Source organism: Verrucomicrobiota bacterium, from assembly GCA_034440155.1.
Classification (GTDB): Bacteria; Verrucomicrobiota; Verrucomicrobiia; order JAWXBN01; family JAWXBN01; genus JAWXBN01.
Genome location: JAWXBN010000002.1, coordinates 1 through 18,019 on the forward strand (window position 1 = coordinate 1; position 18,019 = coordinate 18,019).

Sequence of the window (18,019 nt, forward strand, 5' to 3'; positions counted from 1 at the left end):
GATGAGGATTATCAACTCCAACTTGAGTACCAAAAGATATTTTCGAATCGTTCGCCTGAATGGATTAAGGAAATCAACCGATATTTCCAGTCCAATGAGAGCATGATCGAAGACAAAGAAAAAATTTTAGGACTGGCTAAATCATTATCTGAAATCTCGAGTAATGCCTCCCTTGCCGGATTTATCCGCCCTTCACGTCTCGCGGGCATCACCGAGAAAGTCCTCCTTGATGTCGCCATGGGAACGATTAGACCAAATCTCTCCCTTCAAAGAACCATTTATCAGGCCATTGAAACAATCACCGTCCTACTGAAAATCAAAAGTGACTTAAATACCGGTATCTTCCTGCCATCGATCCTGGCCGTCGATGATGATGCCTTGAGCCGGAGCCTCATCCATGCCACTGTCCAGAAAGTCGATCTAAATGCCCTCGTCGTGGCCGATGCCCAAGTAGCCATCGAACTTCTCGAAGAAAATGATTTTAGCCTGATCCTCTTGGATATCATGATGCCAGGAATAAGAGGCGACGACCTCTGCCGTCGTATCCGCAAAATCCACAGGCATATTCTCACTCCCGTCATATTTATCACCGGAGTGAATAATTTCGTGGCCTGCACAAAAATCCTGGCTTCTGGCGGCAATGACTTGGTATGCAAACCTTTCTCGCCATTTGAACTCTCCTTGAAAATCATGATCTATGTCTTGCAATATGAATTCCGCGATATATTTGAGGCCGAGAATCAAGCCAAGAAAAAGGCCTTGATAAAACCCTACAGCGATAATAATCCCTCTTCATTTTAATTATCACAATCTACAATCTTGAGATCATCCCCTTGTCTGGAAAACGGGGAAATTTCACAAAAATGTGGATGGAGTTACTTTGCCGAACGTCGATTTTCTACCCAGTCGATGATTTTTTCGGGGGTGGATTCATTGAGCCAGGCTACCATAAGGAATTCCGCTGGATGGATATCGTTTTCTTTGAAGAACCGGCGGTCTCCGCCGCAACCATACATGAGTTCAGGATCCATTTCCCCACGGAGTTTGGCAAAGGCTTTCGGCATGATCCGGGCTAACCAAACGATTCCTCGGGTTTCTTCGGTCTTTGGAGGAAGGTCTGAAGGGTGAACACGTTTGGTGCTCCGAACCCCCTTTTGCACTTCGAGAAAATAGGAGCGGCGGAGATGATGAACCATCAAGAAAGTCGCTAAATCAGGCTCTTTACCAGAGTGATAATCTTCAGCAAAATCAAAAACTTCACGGGCGCTCACGCCGATTGAATCTAAAAAAACAATTTGTTCAGGCGAAAAAAAAGTATCCGCATCACGGTTACCAGCGGCATAGGTTTCGACCGCTTTATTCCAGACTATCTCGAGATCTTTTTGGTAATCATAATTTTTCATAACCCGAAATTGAGTTAAAACCATGCATTTGTCAAAACGTAGATAGGTTCATTTCCAGCCGCGCACTTAGAGCTTGGGCACAATTCCAGCTGCCGTGAAATAAATAGAGACATCTTTAACCCCACAACCAAAGCCCTCTAATGCCTCACGATAAGCGGTTAACTGGCTCCGATAATAATCCGTGGCCTGGTCAATCTCTTGGCCGACAGGCACCCTCCCTCCAAAATAATCTGTTTTCCAGTCAATCAAATGGACTCCCCCGGTCTCGTCCAGCCAGACAAGATCGATAATCCCGTCCTGCAACCCCTTTTGTCCGATCAAACGACTAAAGGGTATCTCCGGAGCCACGATACTTTTAGGTGAGCACAATTGTTTAAAGAGTTCACAGCCCATAAAGAGGTCGAGCTCCCGCTCCGCACGTTTCTTCAATAATCCCCCTTCACCGATTACAGCTAATCGCTCATCCCTGTAACGAGTAATTTGCTCTGCATCCTTTTTCCATGGAAAAAACTGCATGGTCACATGCCACCAATTTCCATATTCTAAAGCCAGTTTACCTGCGTTGGGGTCAATGGGGATTTCTGACTTACGCTCAGGGGTCTTTTCCTCATGGGTACTCGGGAGCAATTTGCCCGGGATATTCCCCGCAAATTGTTTCACACGCTCAAAATCTTCTTCTGTAAAAAGGGAGGGTATAGATTTATCGACAGCAACGACGGGCATATCTTTTTCCCCATCCGGACTATCTGAAGACAGATCAGGAGAAAATTGCGCGGAATAAGCCTGCGCGAGGGAGATTCTGACCGGTTTAGGATCTTTACGCGGTGCCATTTAACTGATCCTCCCGGTTAATATATCAGTGATACTGACTCCTTGATTTTGTTTCAAAAGTTTTACGAGGGCAGAATCATCGACGAGCACCAGTGTATTCCTCGCCCTGGTCAAGGCCACATAGGTCAGGCGTTCCAGCTCCTTCCTGAACCGTGTGTCCGGGTCACTACCGGAATCCACCCCGCTCTCCCGACTGATCAATCGGACGGGACCGGAAACACTGGCTTGGATTTCTGGATAAATATTATTTCTCTGGCCCACTCCACGCCCTAGAAGCGGCATCACCACAGCATCCCATTCTAAGCCCTTTGACATGTGCATACTATAAAGCTGGATGGCTTCTTTATTTTTCTCCTCTTCAGCGACCCGCTCATCGCTGGGATTCATGAGCTGGTCAATAAACTCTTCCAGCCCCATTCCTTGAGCAGCGGCTTCATTGGCACTGAGCCGGATCTTTTTCCAATGATCAACCTGTGCCCGCCCGGAAGGTAAAACCGCCAAGCGCTGCGCAAGTTGCACTCCTTCACTGAGCTTTTCAAAAAGAGTCGCGGGGGCTTCGTTTTGAATCTCCTGCCTGATCCGGAGCAATTTGCGTACGGCATCCGATAATGAACTCCCTCCCTCTTCTCCTCTATCCAGCAATGACCCCTTGCCTCCACCCTTTTTGATTTGCAAATATATCTCTTCATCAGAAATGGCAAAAACTTCCCGGAGTATTCCGGCCAGTTCATATTCATCATCAGGGCGTAGAACCCATTTCAGCAAAGCCACTGACCAACGCAAGGCGGGCTGGAGCACCCATTTCTCACGACCGGAAGCTAGCTGACAGGACATGCCGATTTCCTCAAACGCCTGAGCAAATGCGGAGAACCAATTATTCCGTGGCAAAAGAAGAGCCACCTCACTCCAAGACCTCGCCCTGAGTCTTTTGATGCCCGACTCCTTGATCCACGCCGCTATTTTCCTCGCCTCATAGAGCCCGAGCACTTCGGTCGTTATTTTTTCAGGTAATACCTCGTCGGCTACGAGTCCATGGCAATATACCTGTGCCTGTGAGGCACCATCTTTGGGTTCGAGCGGGGTAAAGGAGGCCTGACCATCTTTCCCATCGAGAATCCGGACAAATGCTTCATTCACAAAATCAATGACTGCTTTGCCGCAACGAAAAGTCACCGTGAATTTTAATTCCGCACCACTGCGTGAAGCATCCGTCAGTAATCCATGGTAACGGCGGTAGGTATCCAGGCTGGAACGCTGGCTGTAGATGAGTTGCTGCATGTCCCCGACCATGCAAAAACGTCCGCCTCCGGGGAATCCCTCCGCACACACCAAGAGAGAGTCAATCGGGGCCTCCACAGGGCGCACCGACTGGATGAGAAGCTCGAATTGTCTCGGGTCCGTATCCTGAGCTTCATCCAGCAGTATAGAATATCCTTCATTCCGGACGACTCGTGCAGCCTCAATATCTTGAAAAATCCTCAAAGCCCCGTTGATTTGATCTTGGAAAGTAAGTTTGCCATTGTCCCAGCGCCATTGTTCAAATTGCGCCGCCATCTCCATGGCCAAAACTAAGGTCGCACGTTCTTTGGTTTCATTTGGTAGGCTCAGGGCTTTCTGATAGGCCTCGAAAAATTCCGCCCCCCCCCCGGTCTTTCCAGGTTTAGGCACCTGTACAAATGGAATATCAGAGTCATTCCACTGGAGACAAAACTCGCACCAGACGGAACGCCTCTTATTAATGGTCTCGAGTGACCTGGCATTACTGTGATCAAATGTATCCAGGCAATTCCTGTCTAATTGCGGAAATGAGGGTATCGCCTCGGTCAGCGGATACTTCTTTAAATATTCGGCCCAATCAATATTGGCTTTGGCACATTTGACGGCAAGCTCCGCCACAGTGTCAAAGTCGCTCACCCGGTAAAGGGTCTTTCTTTTGCCCGGTTCAATCATGCTTTTTACCCGGTGCAGGTCGCTGAGGAATCCCGACCAAAACGTCTCGACACCTCCCAGCTCACTTTCACTCACTGATAAACCCACGAGGAATCCGAAACGTTGCATCAGCATCACGCAAAAACTATGGATTGTCCCGAAGAATGCCTGATTGATCCGGTTCACATCTTCCAGCCCAGCCTTTTGCGAGGCGACTTGATCGAGGATATTCAGGCGCGCCCGTTGGCGGAGTTCCTCCGCGGCTTTTACCGTGTAAGTGACGACGATCAACTGTTTCATCTTTGCTTGGAATTCCGGGTTCAAGGCAAATGAAACGATCCTGTCGATAATCGCCGTCGTTTTCCCCGCACCAGCGGAAGCTTGTACGGAAAAATTCGTCGATAGATCGGAGATGAACCGGTCCCTTTGGGCTTGGTCGGCGGGAGGAATACTATTCATCTGCCCCCTCCTCTTCTTCACTCGTCCCGAAAGTTTTATCCCAACGTTTTTTTAAGATCGCCTTCTCCACGGGTAAACAGGCTGTGGGTAACTCCGCAGGAATCCCAAAGTCCTCGTCCATGACTTCTAATTGTCCGAAAATGCCCTTCATCTGGACTGATTCCAGCACTTTGAATAAGGAGCCCGCTTTTTGCTCCACCTCCAGCATGGAGTTATCCGGGCCCTCCCCGAAAAAGGGGTTATAAACAGACCAGCTCATAGTGCCATCTTTTTGTTCTTGGTGGTAGAATAACCCGTAGAGGGCGACCTGGAGATAATCCCCTGATTTCAGGAGGCTAGCATTTCTAGCATTCCCGAAGGATGTCTGGCTGGTGGAGGTTTTAAAGTCGATGACTTGAAGAGTCTGACTGGCGACCGGATCAGCCGTATCGGAAATCAAAAGGTCTGTTTTTCCGTAGGACTTTAGCTGCGCATTTTGCACAGTAACGGTGATGAGCTGCGAACGGGAACCTTTCTTGATTTCCGAACCGAAATATTTCCCTGCTAAAAGTGATTCCAAGGTTTTCAAAGTCCGTGAGGCAGCCCATTCGAGCCGGGTAAGTTCATATTCCCACTGGACCGGAAAAGTCACGCCTCCGTCTTCATAAGATTTCCTAAGCCGCTCTAATGTTTGACGGGCAGATGCCCCCACGGCATTTGGATCGATCCTGCGCAATTTGCGCAGGGCGAGGGCCTCATCACTGGAAACAGCGAGGATTTGTTGAATCCAAGCATGGTAGAGGCTACCACGGAAAAGAGGGAGGCCACTATCCAGATCGAAGGCTTTCCCCATAACCTTCAGTCCCAGCCATTGATACCACATTTTTGCCGGGGTCTGCCGGACTGCCTGCCAATCCTTTGCACTGAATACCACCATTTCCTCGGGACACTCCCGGAGTGCATAGGAGTATTCGTCAAAGGGTAAATCTTCATTCCGGCGGCGATCGTAGATTACCCGGACGTGGGTGATGGCTTTATCCGGGACCTGTGCCGCGTCCAGTGCACCCGGGAAATACGAATGGAACTTCTCCGCCCATGAATCTGTTTTTGCCAGGAGTGCGTCCAGCGTCTTCCCGTCGAGGATCCCGCCTTTCACGGAGGAATACACGCGCTGGAAAAATTCTGATGCAGACACCGGTTGGTTATTATTCACCCGGTCCGTGCGTGCGGTGCTACAAGCAATTTGTTTCCTCGCCGACGCCACGAGGTTAAGGAATTGTTCCCTATCAAGCATCCGTCGGGCCTGACTGGAGAGCAAGGCACTCCGGTCGGACGGGAAATAATACTGGCCTTCACCGGAACGCGACTGTTTCTGTGCTGAGAAATTAAGTTTCTCACAGAGTTCATCCGTGATTATCGGGTGGGAACGTGGGGGCCGTGGCCAGAGTCCCTCGTATAGCCCGGCCAAAAAGAGATAGTCCCAGCTTTGGGATTCAGCCCTTTCCGGAGTCGTGATCGTGACATAGGCAAAAGGATCACCCTCGACAGATTCGAGCTCAGCCACGGCATAATCTGCAAGGTAAGAAATTAAATCGTCCCGATAAAGTGTCGTTAATCCGCTCCGCTCGAAGCACTCCAAGAACTGGATAATTTCTGATGTTTTCTCTTGGAAAGCAGAATCTGGATGGAGTTCCTGTAAAAAGCCGAGGGCAGAAATGGTCTTTTTGCGACAGTCGTCGAATTCCCCCTGTTCGGGCAATTCCCATTCAACGATCCAACGGGTGAGGAATTTCCGGAGTACCAGCGGCATTTTTGACCTCAGCGCGGCATCGGCATAAATCACCCGTAACCTGTCTGAGAGTAATTGTCCAAACGCATCCGAAAGAAATGACTCGATGTCCTGGATTTTTGTAAATGGTGTTTCAAGGCACCGGCAAAGACTTTCCCCTGCAATCCGGTAGAAACCCAAGAAATCTCCAGCACGCAATTCCCCACCGAGGAGTCGAAGCCAGATCGACCATAATTCCTGCGACCGGCTCATGGCGCGGGGGACTCCATATTCATTTCGACAGGGTATCCCCCAACGTTTAAAGTGGCTATGGATCTCGTGGGCTAGCGGTGCGTTATTAGAAAGGATAATCCCTATCCGTGGAGCCTCCGTCCCGAGACTGAACCATTCTAGCACTTGGGCGGCAATCATTCTGGATTCATCCCACTGATCCCGTACGACGTGGAAAACAACGGGTTCAGACCCGGCTGGATTCCGGTCAATACTTTGAAAAAGATCACCTTGCCCGACGGCCCCAGTCGGGTAATTACCCGAGATGAATTCCGCAATTTGTTTGAACCTCTCTAATTCGAGTTCATCAGTAAATCCTCCACTGCTCGGGTAATCCACACTGGAATCCTCTGATGCGATTTCTTCCCAACTGGAGAGCCACCATAATCCTGGTTTCTCTGCCACCACGCGCGGGAATGTCAGGAAAATATCCGCTTCCCGAGCAAATTGCGCGGCGGCACTGAGGAGCTTCCATTCATCCCAATACCGTGGGCCAAACCCATAAAGGATCAAATCAAAAGGTTCTACCGTGCAGACCTGAGAAAGAGTCGCTAGCCGTGCGTCCACATTTTCAGACAAGGCATATCCGCCCCGCTCCATCACATGGGAAAATCCTGTGAGCAAATTGCTCAGGCCCGGATCCTCTGGTAATACCCCTCGGCCGGAACGCAGAAACATTTGGACTGTCTCGATAATCAACTGTGGGGCCGATGCCAGCCCTGGACGGTTTGATCCCCTCAAGAAAGTCCTCGCGAGTAATTTACATTCTCCCGAAGATAACACCGTCGGCTGGTCAGGAACCATTCCTTCAAACAATTTGCGCAGGGTTGGAGGGGTGATAAACCGGACGTTTAGCAGGAGAGCCCCGGATTTTAGGAGTTCTTTTTTTAACCAATTTGCTGAAGCCAACGTCGGACAGGCTATCCAAAGGGGGCTCTGGAGGGCGGCAAGTGGATTTTGTCCCCTTTTACCCAGCAACCCATCAAGCATGCCAATGGCTTGGAACGATTCTTCGGAATGATGCAGTCTGATTCGGCTCATGGTCAGTAAAAGGGAATGTTGACGGTTTTTGAGGGATTTGTCAAAGTCTCGGCCTTATGAAGCAATTTGCAACCATTACTGTTATTGGAAAAGATAAAACCGGGGTTATTGCGAAGGTGACCAATTTCCTATTCCAGACACGTGCGAATATCGAAGCACTTGAGGAACAGGTGAATAGCGGCCAATTCAGTATGTCCCTCCAAGCTTCCTGGACAAAGGCTCATTTTGATGAAAGCAAATTGCGCGCAGGATTTACGGATATCTCTCGTGAGCTCCAGATGGAGATACGGGTCAGGATCGTCGAGAATAACCGGAGACAACGCCTAGCTATCCTCGTTACCAAGGAACCCCATTGTTTCGAGGCGATCATGGCTTCGATCAAAGCCAAGACTCTGAAGGCCGATCCTTGTGTCGTGATCGGGAATCACGAGCTGCTTAAACCCCTCGCCGATAAATTTAAACTCCCCTTCCACTACGTTCCTTTCGGCAAAGACCGTCTCGCCGCCGAACATAAAATGATCGAGCTCGTCGACCAATATAATGCCGACTTTATTGCTTTGGCCCGTTTTATGAAAATCCTCTCGCCACAATTCGTCTGGCGTTGGAAAAATAAAATCATCAATATCCATCCTTCCCTTTTACCGGCATTTCCCGGTGCCAGCCCGTATTGGCAAGCCTTTGAAAAAGGGGTCAGGATCGCCGGAGTCACCTCCCATTTTGTCACGACCAATCTCGACGAAGGCCCGATTATCTGGCAGGAATCATTCACCGTTGATCCGACTGATTCCCTCAAGGAAATTAAAATCAAAGGCCAGAAACTCGAAAGTAAAACCCTCGTCAAAGCCCTCCAGCTCTACGTTAATAAACGCCTCGACGTCCACTGGGGCAAAGTTTATCGATTTTAAGTACGCTCCATGAAATAAGATCAGATGAGTGGACAGGGATCCTCCCTATTTTCCTTATTCGTTTCCTCTCCTGTCTATCCAAATTGCCTCCAGTCTTGCCTTTTCCACATGGCACAGATGGACTAAATCCATGGAAACTTTAAAAAACTCCGGTTTCTTGGTAGACTTTATGAAAAATAAATACGCACGGATTCAACAGGACAAAAAAGACACAGAGATTTCAAAAATCTGCGCTTGTTCATTTCTACCAGACAGACTATACCCTACAGACTGAGTAAACAAAAAAATTGAAGAGGAATTTATGACTGATAATTATAACGATTTCGGCAAAGGCGCACAAGGCAAGGATCTCGACCTTCTCTGTGTAAATACGATAAAAACCCTTACCTTGGATGCAGTCCAAAAGGCTGAGTCCGGCCACCCGGGGCTGCCCATGGGCTGCGCAATTTACGCCCATACCCTCTGGACTAAATTCATGCGGCATAATCCCGCCGATCCTCATTGGGCGAACCGCGACCGTTTTGTCCTCTCCGGTGGACATGGCTCCATGCTCCTTTATTCCCTTTTCCATCTTTTCGGTTACCCTAAGATGACCATCGAAGAAATTAAGAATTTCCGCCAATGGGGAAGTCTCACCCCCGGTCACCCGGAATTCAACCACACCCCGGGCGTGGAAGTCACCACCGGCCCCTTGGGTCAAGGTTTTGCCAATGGTGTCGGTCTCGCGCTCGCTGAGAAATTCTATGCCGCCACCTTTAACACCACTGATTTCAAAATCATCGACCACAAAATCTATGCGATCGTCAGTGACGGGGATCTCCAAGAAGGTGTCACCGGTGAAGCCGCCTCACTGGCTGGCCACCTCGGGCTAGATAACATGATCTATTTCTATGATAGCAACCATATCACGATCGAAGGGAATACTTCCTTATCCTATTCGGACAATGTCCGCCTTCGTTTCGAGGGGTATAACTGGAATGTGATCGATATTGATGGGGAAAACCCCGAACAAATCGAGCACGCCCTGAATAGTGCACTCAAATGCCATGATAAACCCACTTTGATCATTGGTAAAACCGTTATCGGTGCGGGTTCACCAAAATATCAAGGGACGCAACGTGCCCATAGTGACGCATTTGGTGAGGAAGAAGTCGCCGCAACCAAGAAAAATATCGGTTGGCCTGAAGATGCCCATTTCCTAGTTCCTGAAGTCGTCAAAGACTTCTACACTCGTAAAGCGGCGGAACTCGCCAGCCTTGATAAACACTGGACTGAGAACTTTAATACCTATTGCCAGAAACATGCTGATAAAGCCGCCCTCTGGAAGCAATTTGCTTCAAAAGAGATCCCCGGTGACCTCTTGAGCAAAATGCCCGTTTTTGATCCATCCAAACCCATTGCCACACGTTCCGCTGGTGGGGAGATACTCAAAGCGATCATGCTCAATGTTCCTTTTGTCCTTGGAGGCTCAGCTGACCTGCATCCTTCCACAAAGACATTTGTCAAAGAATGCGGTTCAGTCAATACCGGCGAATTCAGTGGACGCAATTACCATTTTGGAATCCGCGAACATGCGATGGGGGCGGCCTTAAATGGAATCGCTTATTATGGTGGGTTGATACCTTTTGGCTCGACCTTCTTTGTCTTTAGTGACTATCTGCGCCCGACCATCCGTCTGGCGGCTCTCAGCCACATCCAGAGCATCTTTGTCTTTACCCATGACTCAATATTTGTCGGGGAAGACGGTCCTACACATGAGCCGATTGAGCAGCTCTCATCCCTGCGCTCGATTCCTAATGTCTGCGTCCTGCGTCCCGGAGATGCGACTGAAACAATAACCGCCTGGTTAATCGCACTCGAAAGGAAAAATGCCCCGACTGTGATCGTTCTCAGCCGCCAGAACCTTCCGATTATTGACCGCTCCAAATTCGCTCCCGCTGACCTTGTCCGTAAAGGTGCCTATGTCGTTTGTGATATCGGCACTCCTGAGCGCATCCTCATCGCCACAGGTTCAGAAGTACACCTCGCTATGGAAGCCGCCCAGAAACTCGGTAATACACGTGTGGTATCCATGCCATCCTTTGACCTCTTCGAAGCTCAATCCGCTGAATACCGCGAGAAAGTGTTGCCGAAGAACCTGACCAAACGTCTGGCCATCGAAGCTGGATCCCCATTTGGTTGGGACCGCTACATCGGTGCTGAAGGTAAATCCATCACGATCAACCATTTTGGTGCATCATCCCCTGCGAAACGGATCGCCGAGGAATTCGGGTTTACCACCGAAAATGTGATCAAAGTGGCTCAAAGCCTCTAAATTTAGCGACATTTTTTAAAAACCGCCTTTCCCATACAGGATTAGGCGGTTTTTCTTTTTCAGGAAAATGTAAAGCCGTACTTGCCACGTTTACAGTAAATCCATTAGTTTATTCCCCGTGCTGATCCTATACCGCTATTTATCAACTGAGTTTATCAGTAAGACATTCATCGCAGCATTGATTTTGAATTTTGTCATGATTTTGGTCAATGTCCAGCGGCGTGCCCTAGACTTCCTCGTGAATGAAGATTACCCCAGCACACTGATCCTCCAATTCATCGGATACATCACCCCTTTCCTACTTTCTTATTCCCTTCCCTGGAGTGTCCTTGTAGCTACATTGCTGATTTTCGGGCGACTCAGTGCTGACAATGAATTAATCGCCATGCGCAGCTGCGGGATCAGCATGGGCCATGTGATTGCCCCTTTTATGATTATCTCTATGATTTTCACAGGGATTAGCATTTACATCAACGGACAGGTCGCACCCCGTTGCCAGACGGCTGCTCGCAATTTATTCACGAATTTCGCCCTTGAAAATCCCAGTGCCTTGTTTGAAACGGACCGTTTTGTCCAGAAGATCAAGGGGGTCAGTATTTACGTCACCCGGAAACAAAAAAACCGGATGGAAGGAATCAATATTTACCAACTCGACAATAACGGTACCCCACTGCGTAACCTCAGGGCTGAATGGGGAGAACTCAAACGCCCATCCCCAAACTCTTACAATTTAGTTCTCTCACTAAATAACGTCCGCATGGAGGAAAGGAATCCCGAGAACTTGGATAATCTCAATGCTATCCAATTTGGACGGAAATTCGAGCAATATGAACTGGAACTCAAGCTCGATGATATCGTTAAGGAAAAAGAGACAAATAAGAATATCATGGAATACACTTTCATGGATTTGGTTCAAGAACTACTCTACACAAAGGAACCCCAGTACAAATCGGGATTTGTACTAGTAGAGATGCATAAAAGGCTATCTCTTCCCTTCGCGTGTTTCACCTTTGTGCTGATCGGGATTCCCCTCGGGATACGTATGCAACGTTCAGAAAAATCTATCGGCATCCTGTTGAGTTTCATTGTCGCCATGGTTTATTATGTCTTTGTACTGGCGGCTGACTCACTCCGCCAAAAAATCATCCCTGGATTTTATCCCGAAATCCTCCTATGGATGCCGAATATCATTTTTAACGCCTGCGGCCTCTACCTCATTTACCGTCAGAACCGGCTATAAATATTCGCGAGAAATTAATTTGAGTGGATTATTGCCCACCAGAAAATCAGGAGTTCTGATCAGGAAACCTGATCCCTTTATTCTGATAAAAGAGCGCCATTTCAATCATTCCTGTCTCAAATGATTCAATTAACATTTGTGTATATTGATCAACAACATCCCAATCCACATCCGTTAAACGTTCTAGGAACCGCGCATAAAAAGCCATCCTGTTTAGTCCAACATTTAAACCGTTTCCTTTGATTGCATGTCCTAAATGGAGAAGAGTATCCGACTTCTGCTCTGAAATAGCCACTTGGAGTTTGGTAATTGATTTCTGAATCTCAGGCCGGATTTGGGCGAGGATGTCCGTCAGAAAGTCGTCAGAGGGATCTTGTGCCATATCTACTAGTTCTTGGGCACGCACCGAAGAGAAATATGGATGAACTGTATCCATATAACGGGTTATTGACTCATTAAGCTTAATTGTGATGATAGGTTTACTTAAGTAGTCATTCATTCCTGCATCGATGCATTTTTGGCGGTCCTCACTCATCGCATTTGCTGTTAGTGCGATAATATAGGGGCGGCTGTAAGCAGGGATTTCTTTTTTTATTTTCTGGGTAGCCTCTAACCCGTCGAGTTCAGGCATTGAAATATCCATAAATATCAGATCATATTCATTTACCATTGATTTCTGAACCGCCTCTAATCCATTCGAGGCGATGTCCGCCTGATAATTCATTTGGGCAAGTATCAATTTTGCGACTTTCTGATTAGTTAAATTATCCTCAGCGAGCAAAACTTTTAATGGATAGATTTTACCCAATTGAGCTCCCAAATCGGCCTCAGATGACTTGTTTTGATCAGGGGGTACTATCCCTCCTAAAATCTCTTTAATAGCCATCAAAAGCCTAGGTATATTAAAGGGTTTGATAATCACCCGATTAAATGAAGCATATTCTAATTGTTTGAATTTTTCAGAGCTTTCCAGTGAGGAAGCCAAGATCATTGGGAACCCCCGTTCCTTAAAATCATTTTCAAGTCGTTTTGAAAAACCGATACCATCCACTTCTGGCATCATATAATCAATAATCCCGACATCAAACTTCGGCTCCTGCATGATCACTTCAAAAGCCTCTTTTGCCCCCGGAACACAGACAGTCACCATGCCTACATACTCAAGATTTAATTTTAAAATGCGGAGATTCGTAGGATTGTCATCGATACAAAGCACTCGTTTATTCTTAAGAATATCATCAGCCAAAGGAATATTTCCCCTTTTATTGCGTGAGGAAGTATGAATTTGAACCAAGATATGAAAGGTAAATACAGAACCATTCTCAAGTTCGCTTTTGACATCAATATCCCCGCCCATCATGAGGAGTAGTTTCCTTGAAATCGCCAAGCCGAGTCCCGTTCCTCCATAATGCCTTGTGGTTGAATTATCCACTTGGCTAAAACTCTTAAAAAGTCTTTCTATTTTACTTTCATCAATACCTATTCCGGTATCCCTCACCATAAACCGGATATCCACAAGCTTAGTTAATATACCGGAAGAACGAGCGCCATCAGATTCCGGGATATCCACTTCCAGAAAAACCTCACCTTTCTGAGTGAATTTTATCGCATTGCCGACGATATTTACAATGACTTGCTTTAATCTCGTTTCGTCCCCGATAATCCAGTTTGGAACCTCTTGACCTATGTAATACATTAATTCTATTGATTTTTCGGATGCCCCCGGACTCAATAAATCAATCGCCTCTTGGATCGCCGAGTGCAGGTCGAAAGGCCTGTTATCCATTTCGATTTTCCCCGCCTCGATTTTAGAAAAATCTAAGACATCATTGATGACGGATAAAAGAATATTGCTGCTTGAGCGGATTGTATTAACAAAATCATGCTGTTGTTCATTGAGTTCTGTATTATACAATAAACTGGTCATCCCGATCACCCCATTCAGAGGAGTCCTGATCTCATGGCTCATATTGGCAAGAAATTCGCTTTTCGCCCTTGTTGCCGCTTCCGCATTGTCTTTCGCCTGCCGGAGGACATCCTGGAGTTCCTTGATCCGTGTAATGTCTTGGTTTGTCCCCATCATCCTCATGGGTTCCCCATTTTGATCCCTCGCGACAAGTTGTCCTCGCGCCAAAATCCAAATGTAATTACCCGATTTACATTTCGCACGGTATTCAGCCTCATAAAAGGGAGTTTCCCCCGACCAATGTTCATGTAGAATTTTCTCAACAAAAGGCATGTCAAAGGGATGAACACTCTCCTTCCATGTTTCAATCGTCGGTTTAAGCTCACCGAGCTCATACCCAAGCATCCTCGCCCAAAAGTCGTCGTAATAAACTTCGCCTGTCTGAATATTCCAATCCCACAAAGCGTGTTGTGAAGACTCCATGCCCAGCCTTACCCGTTCCTCACTGATTTTCAAGGCCGCCTCAGCTTCCTTTCTTAAGGTTAAATCCGCCGCCATTCCGACAAAACCTGAAATATTACCTTGTGCATCTCTCAAGGAGGAAACTGACAAAAGGATCGGAATACGGGTGCCATCCTTCCTAACATAAGTCCATTCCCTTTCCTCATTATATCCCCTTCTCGAATAATATACAAAAACCTCAAAGCCCGGTTCGATTTTTTCCCCGGATTCCTCCGATATCTCTTTAGCGCGTGCCACCACCTCATTATTGTCATGAATGATTTGCAGTGTATGGATACCGATAACTTCCTCTGCGTTATAACCTAATATGTGCTCGGCGGATTTATTAAAAGCCCTGATCACACCTTTATCATCTGTCGCAATGATTGAATAACTTGCTCCATCCAGAATTCCAGATTGAAGCTGGAGTAACTCCTGAACCAATGATTCATTATATTTACGTACCGTAATATCCCGGTTCACAAAAGCCAAACCATTGGCTTGGGTTCCTGCACTTTCGTGGGTAACAAAAACAGTGCTTTGTACATCGATAAAGCCTTCTTTTCGATCTTTTAGCCTGAGTTCCCCCTGCCAATACCCCTTATCTAAGACCGATTGAATAACCTCATTCTGATAGATAAAATGCACCGAAGGATCCAAAAACTCTAAGCAAGACAAGCCAACTGCTTTTTCAGAGCTTTCGATATTAAATGACATGCATGCCACGCGGTTCAAAAATGTCACAGTCCCGTCTGCTCTCGTGAGAAAAATTAAATCACGGCTATTTTCCACCAAAGAGATAAATCGTTGTGTATCATCGAGGGATTTTTTTCTGAGCTGTTCAACCGAAAGGGCTGAACTAATAATTTCAATCACTTTAAAGCTGTCTATAGCCAGTTCCCTTTTATTTTCCAAATAAAACCCCATTGTACATCCTGCAGATGTCGAGGCCACCACATATCCATCATATTTTTTTAGTTTGAGATATTCTTCAATTATCGACGAGAGTTTGAGCTCCCCAAGATGACCGGCATTAATCCCCTTTTTATGTGGATTAGCGGCATTCCAGTTAAATTCATAAAACGGGTTACCAAGTGATTCTGGGATAGTATCCCCTTCACTTAACAATATTTTTTGTCCTTGCCCGTCATTATAGTAATAAATAACCAAGGAACAATTCATCAGATCCTTGAATAACTGGAGCAAGAGCCTCATATTACCGGACGGATCCGTTTGAAAGTGCAGGAAGGCATTATTTACCTTAATCAATCGGGATTCATTATTTTTACGGAGTGTGATATCCGTTTCAATAGCCATGTAGTTGGTCAGTACCCCTTTATCATTGTGAAGTGGCTGCACCTCTATTCCCACCCAGTATTTACGTCCTGACTTAGCGTAATTTATTACTTCTGTATAAAAACCCTCCCCTTTTGATAAAGCAACTTTCATTCTTACTTTTTCATTAGGATCTGTTTCTTCACCCTGTAAAAAATCACCGGGTTTACGTCCCTGAACTTCATTAATCTTATATTCCGTTAGACGAGTGAATGCATCGTTGACCCATTCAATCTTCCCCGTGGCATCCGTCAGGACTACTGAATTGTGAGTACGGGAAGCGACTAAAGAAAGGATATAATTTTGTTTAGGTGATGATGTACTTTTGGCGGGATTATTTTTTTTCTTGATGAAAAAATAGAGAGCCAAAAATATAATGCCTATAAAAAATAGTGACACTATAATGCCTGCAAAAAAGGACTGATTCAACAATGCCGCAAAGAATGTCACGGATTTATTTAATATGTTATTTTTGAATAAATAAAGAGTAAAATACCTATTTCTATAAAATCCATAAGAAAAGATAGTCAGCATACGATTTAGAATGCCGGCCTACTATCAAAGATTTGATCACTCAAAAATCGCCAAGAAACCCCTCCTTCTTAGGGAAGTTGTGTTTCCTTCATTAAATAACGATCACATTCACGCGCAGCACCACGCCCCTCATTGATCGCCCAAACGACGAGACTCTGACCCCGACGCATATCCCCTGCTGCAAAAACTCCCGGAATATTTGTAGAAAATTTTCCGTGTTCAGCTTTAGCATTTGTGCGCTCGTCGCGTTCAACTTTTAAGGCAGACAGAACCGTATCTTCCGGCCCAAGGAATCCCATCGCCAAAAGCACGAGATCAGCCTCGATAACCCGTTCACTCCCCGCGACATCTTGGGGGGCAAAACGGCCTTTATCATCTTTACCCCATTGGATATTGACAATACGAATCCCCGAGACATTTCCGTTACCATCATCAATAAACTCTTTAGCAGTAACAAGGTACTGGCGTGGATCATCCCCATACTTGGCCGCTGCCTCTTGTTGGCCATAATCCATTTTATATACCTTAGGCCATTCGGGCCATGGATTATCCCCTGCCCGTTGGGTAGGAGGTTTCGGCAATATCTCAAGTTGAATAACATTTTTACAACCATGGCGCAGGGAAGTCCCCACACAATCCGTCCCTGTATCTCCACCACCGATAACAACAACATTTTTATCTTTAGCCGAGATATAACGTTCGCTAGGTTTTTCATCCAAAAGTGTCTTGGTATTTTGATGGAGGAATTCCATGGCGAAATTCACCCCCTTGAGGGAACGTCCCGGAATTAGCAAATCACGTGGTTTTGTCGCGCCGCCACAGAGGACTATTGCATCAAAATCTTTCTGGAGTTTTTCTGCCGGATAATCCTTACCGACTTCTATACTTGTAATAAACGTCACACCTTCGGCCTTCATCAGGTCCACACGACGCTGTACGACGAGTTGTTTATCCAGTTTCATATTCGGTATCCCGTACATCAGGAGGCCTCCTATACGGTCGGCCCTCTCAAAAACAGTAACAGAATGACCCGCCTTATTTAATTGTGCGGCACAAGATAACCCTGCAGGACCGGATCCCACCACAGCCACTTTTTTGCCTGTGCGGATAGCCGGGGGATTAGGCTGGACCCAACCCTCTTCAAATCCACGTTCAATAATCGCTTCTTCTATGGTTTTGATCGCGACTGGAGGGGCATTGATACCCAGAACACATGAACCTTCACAAGGGGCAGGACACACCCTGCCTGTGAATTCGGGAAAATTATTAGTTTTATGAAGACGGTCGAGGGCTTCGTGCCAAAGTCCTTTATAAACCAAATCATTCCATTCAGGAATGACGTTATTAATCGGACAACCGGAGGCCATACCAGAAATCAGGGTTCCTGAATGGCAAAAAGGAATACCACAATCCATGCAACGGGCTCCCTGTTCACGCAGTTTAGCCTCTGGCATGTGCTCGTGGAATTCATTCCAGTTATTTATCCTTTCCAGAGGTGCCTCATCCACCGGCGTCTGGCGGTCGATTTCCATAAATCCTGTCGCTTTACCCATTTTCTTTTTTCTCCTGTCAGCCCGAGGTTG

Annotated in this window: 10 protein-coding genes; 4 read left to right on the forward strand and 6 right to left on the reverse strand. The window is 46.7% G+C overall.

Annotated features, from left to right (window positions below):
* Positions 1–801: response regulator (locus tag SGI98_00065; protein ID MDZ4741796.1), on the forward strand; the 801-nt coding region annotated here is incomplete at its 5' end.
* A gap of 74 nt (positions 802–875) precedes the next feature.
* On the opposite strand, the gene SGI98_00070 is transcribed toward SGI98_00065, so the two are convergent.
* The 4 genes from SGI98_00070 to SGI98_00085 all read right to left on the reverse strand — a co-directional run bounded on the left by SGI98_00070 (position 876) and on the right by SGI98_00085 (position 7,701).
* Positions 876–1,403: a DUF5069 domain-containing protein gene (locus SGI98_00070; protein ID MDZ4741797.1), complete on the reverse strand. Its 528-nt coding sequence runs from the start codon at positions 1,401–1,403 to the stop codon at positions 876–878.
* A 66-nt stretch (positions 1,404–1,469) separates the two neighbouring features.
* On the reverse strand, positions 1,470–2,234 hold the full coding sequence (locus SGI98_00075; GenBank protein ID MDZ4741798.1) for a hypothetical protein: 765 nt from the start codon (positions 2,232–2,234) through the stop codon (positions 1,470–1,472).
* Complete coding sequence (locus tag SGI98_00080) at positions 2,235–4,622, reverse strand: UvrD-helicase domain-containing protein (GenBank protein ID MDZ4741799.1); 2,388 nt, start codon at positions 4,620–4,622, stop codon at positions 2,235–2,237.
* Positions 4,615–7,701, reverse strand: coding sequence for a PD-(D/E)XK nuclease family protein (locus SGI98_00085; GenBank protein MDZ4741800.1), 3,087 nt, complete (start codon positions 7,699–7,701; stop codon positions 4,615–4,617). Before SGI98_00085 ends, SGI98_00080 begins: the two co-directional genes overlap by 8 nt.
* Before the next feature lie 56 nt (positions 7,702–7,757).
* Here SGI98_00085 and SGI98_00090 point away from each other — a divergent pair, with 56 nt between their 5' ends.
* The 3 genes from SGI98_00090 (at position 7,758) to SGI98_00100 (ending at position 12,160) form a co-directional block, all read left to right on the forward strand.
* Positions 7,758–8,606 (forward strand): formyltetrahydrofolate deformylase, encoded by an 849-nt coding sequence (locus SGI98_00090; protein ID MDZ4741801.1) that lies wholly within the window; start codon positions 7,758–7,760, stop codon positions 8,604–8,606.
* Positions 8,607–8,907: 301 nt separating this feature from the next.
* Positions 8,908–10,920 (forward strand): transketolase, encoded by a 2,013-nt coding sequence (gene tkt, locus SGI98_00095; GenBank protein ID MDZ4741802.1) that lies wholly within the window; start codon positions 8,908–8,910, stop codon positions 10,918–10,920.
* A 118-nt stretch (positions 10,921–11,038) separates the two neighbouring features.
* Entirely contained in the window at positions 11,039–12,160 is a 1,122-nt protein-coding gene (locus tag SGI98_00100; protein ID MDZ4741803.1) for an LptF/LptG family permease, read from the forward strand.
* A gap of 46 nt (positions 12,161–12,206) precedes the next feature.
* On the opposite strand, the gene SGI98_00105 is transcribed toward SGI98_00100, so the two are convergent.
* Positions 12,207–16,271, reverse strand: a complete 4,065-nt coding sequence (locus SGI98_00105) for a PAS domain S-box protein (protein ID MDZ4741804.1) — start codon at positions 16,269–16,271, stop codon at positions 12,207–12,209.
* A 233-nt stretch (positions 16,272–16,504) separates the two neighbouring features.
* A complete protein-coding gene (locus SGI98_00110; GenBank protein ID MDZ4741805.1) occupies positions 16,505–17,989 on the reverse strand; it encodes a glutamate synthase subunit beta in 1,485 nt (494 codons plus the stop codon).
* Between the last annotated feature and the right edge of the window lie 30 nt (positions 17,990–18,019).

What these genes read in the sequence shown, in the direction of transcription:
- SGI98_00090 (MDZ4741801.1), top strand. Translation starts at nt 7,758, where the DNA reads ATGAAGCAATTTGCAACCATTACTGTTATTGGAAAAGATAAAACCGGG.
- SGI98_00085 (MDZ4741800.1), bottom strand. Translation starts at nt 7,701, where the DNA reads ATGAGCCGAATCAGACTGCATCATTCCGAAGAATCGTTCCAAGCCATT.
- tkt (MDZ4741802.1), top strand. Translation starts at nt 8,908, where the DNA reads ATGACTGATAATTATAACGATTTCGGCAAAGGCGCACAAGGCAAGGAT.
- SGI98_00070 (MDZ4741797.1), bottom strand. Translation starts at nt 1,403, where the DNA reads ATGAAAAATTATGATTACCAAAAAGATCTCGAGATAGTCTGGAATAAA.
- SGI98_00075 (MDZ4741798.1), bottom strand. Translation starts at nt 2,234, where the DNA reads ATGGCACCGCGTAAAGATCCTAAACCGGTCAGAATCTCCCTCGCGCAG.
- SGI98_00080 (MDZ4741799.1), bottom strand. Translation starts at nt 4,622, where the DNA reads ATGAATAGTATTCCTCCCGCCGACCAAGCCCAAAGGGACCGGTTCATC.
- SGI98_00110 (MDZ4741805.1), bottom strand. Translation starts at nt 17,989, where the DNA reads ATGGGTAAAGCGACAGGATTTATGGAAATCGACCGCCAGACGCCGGTG.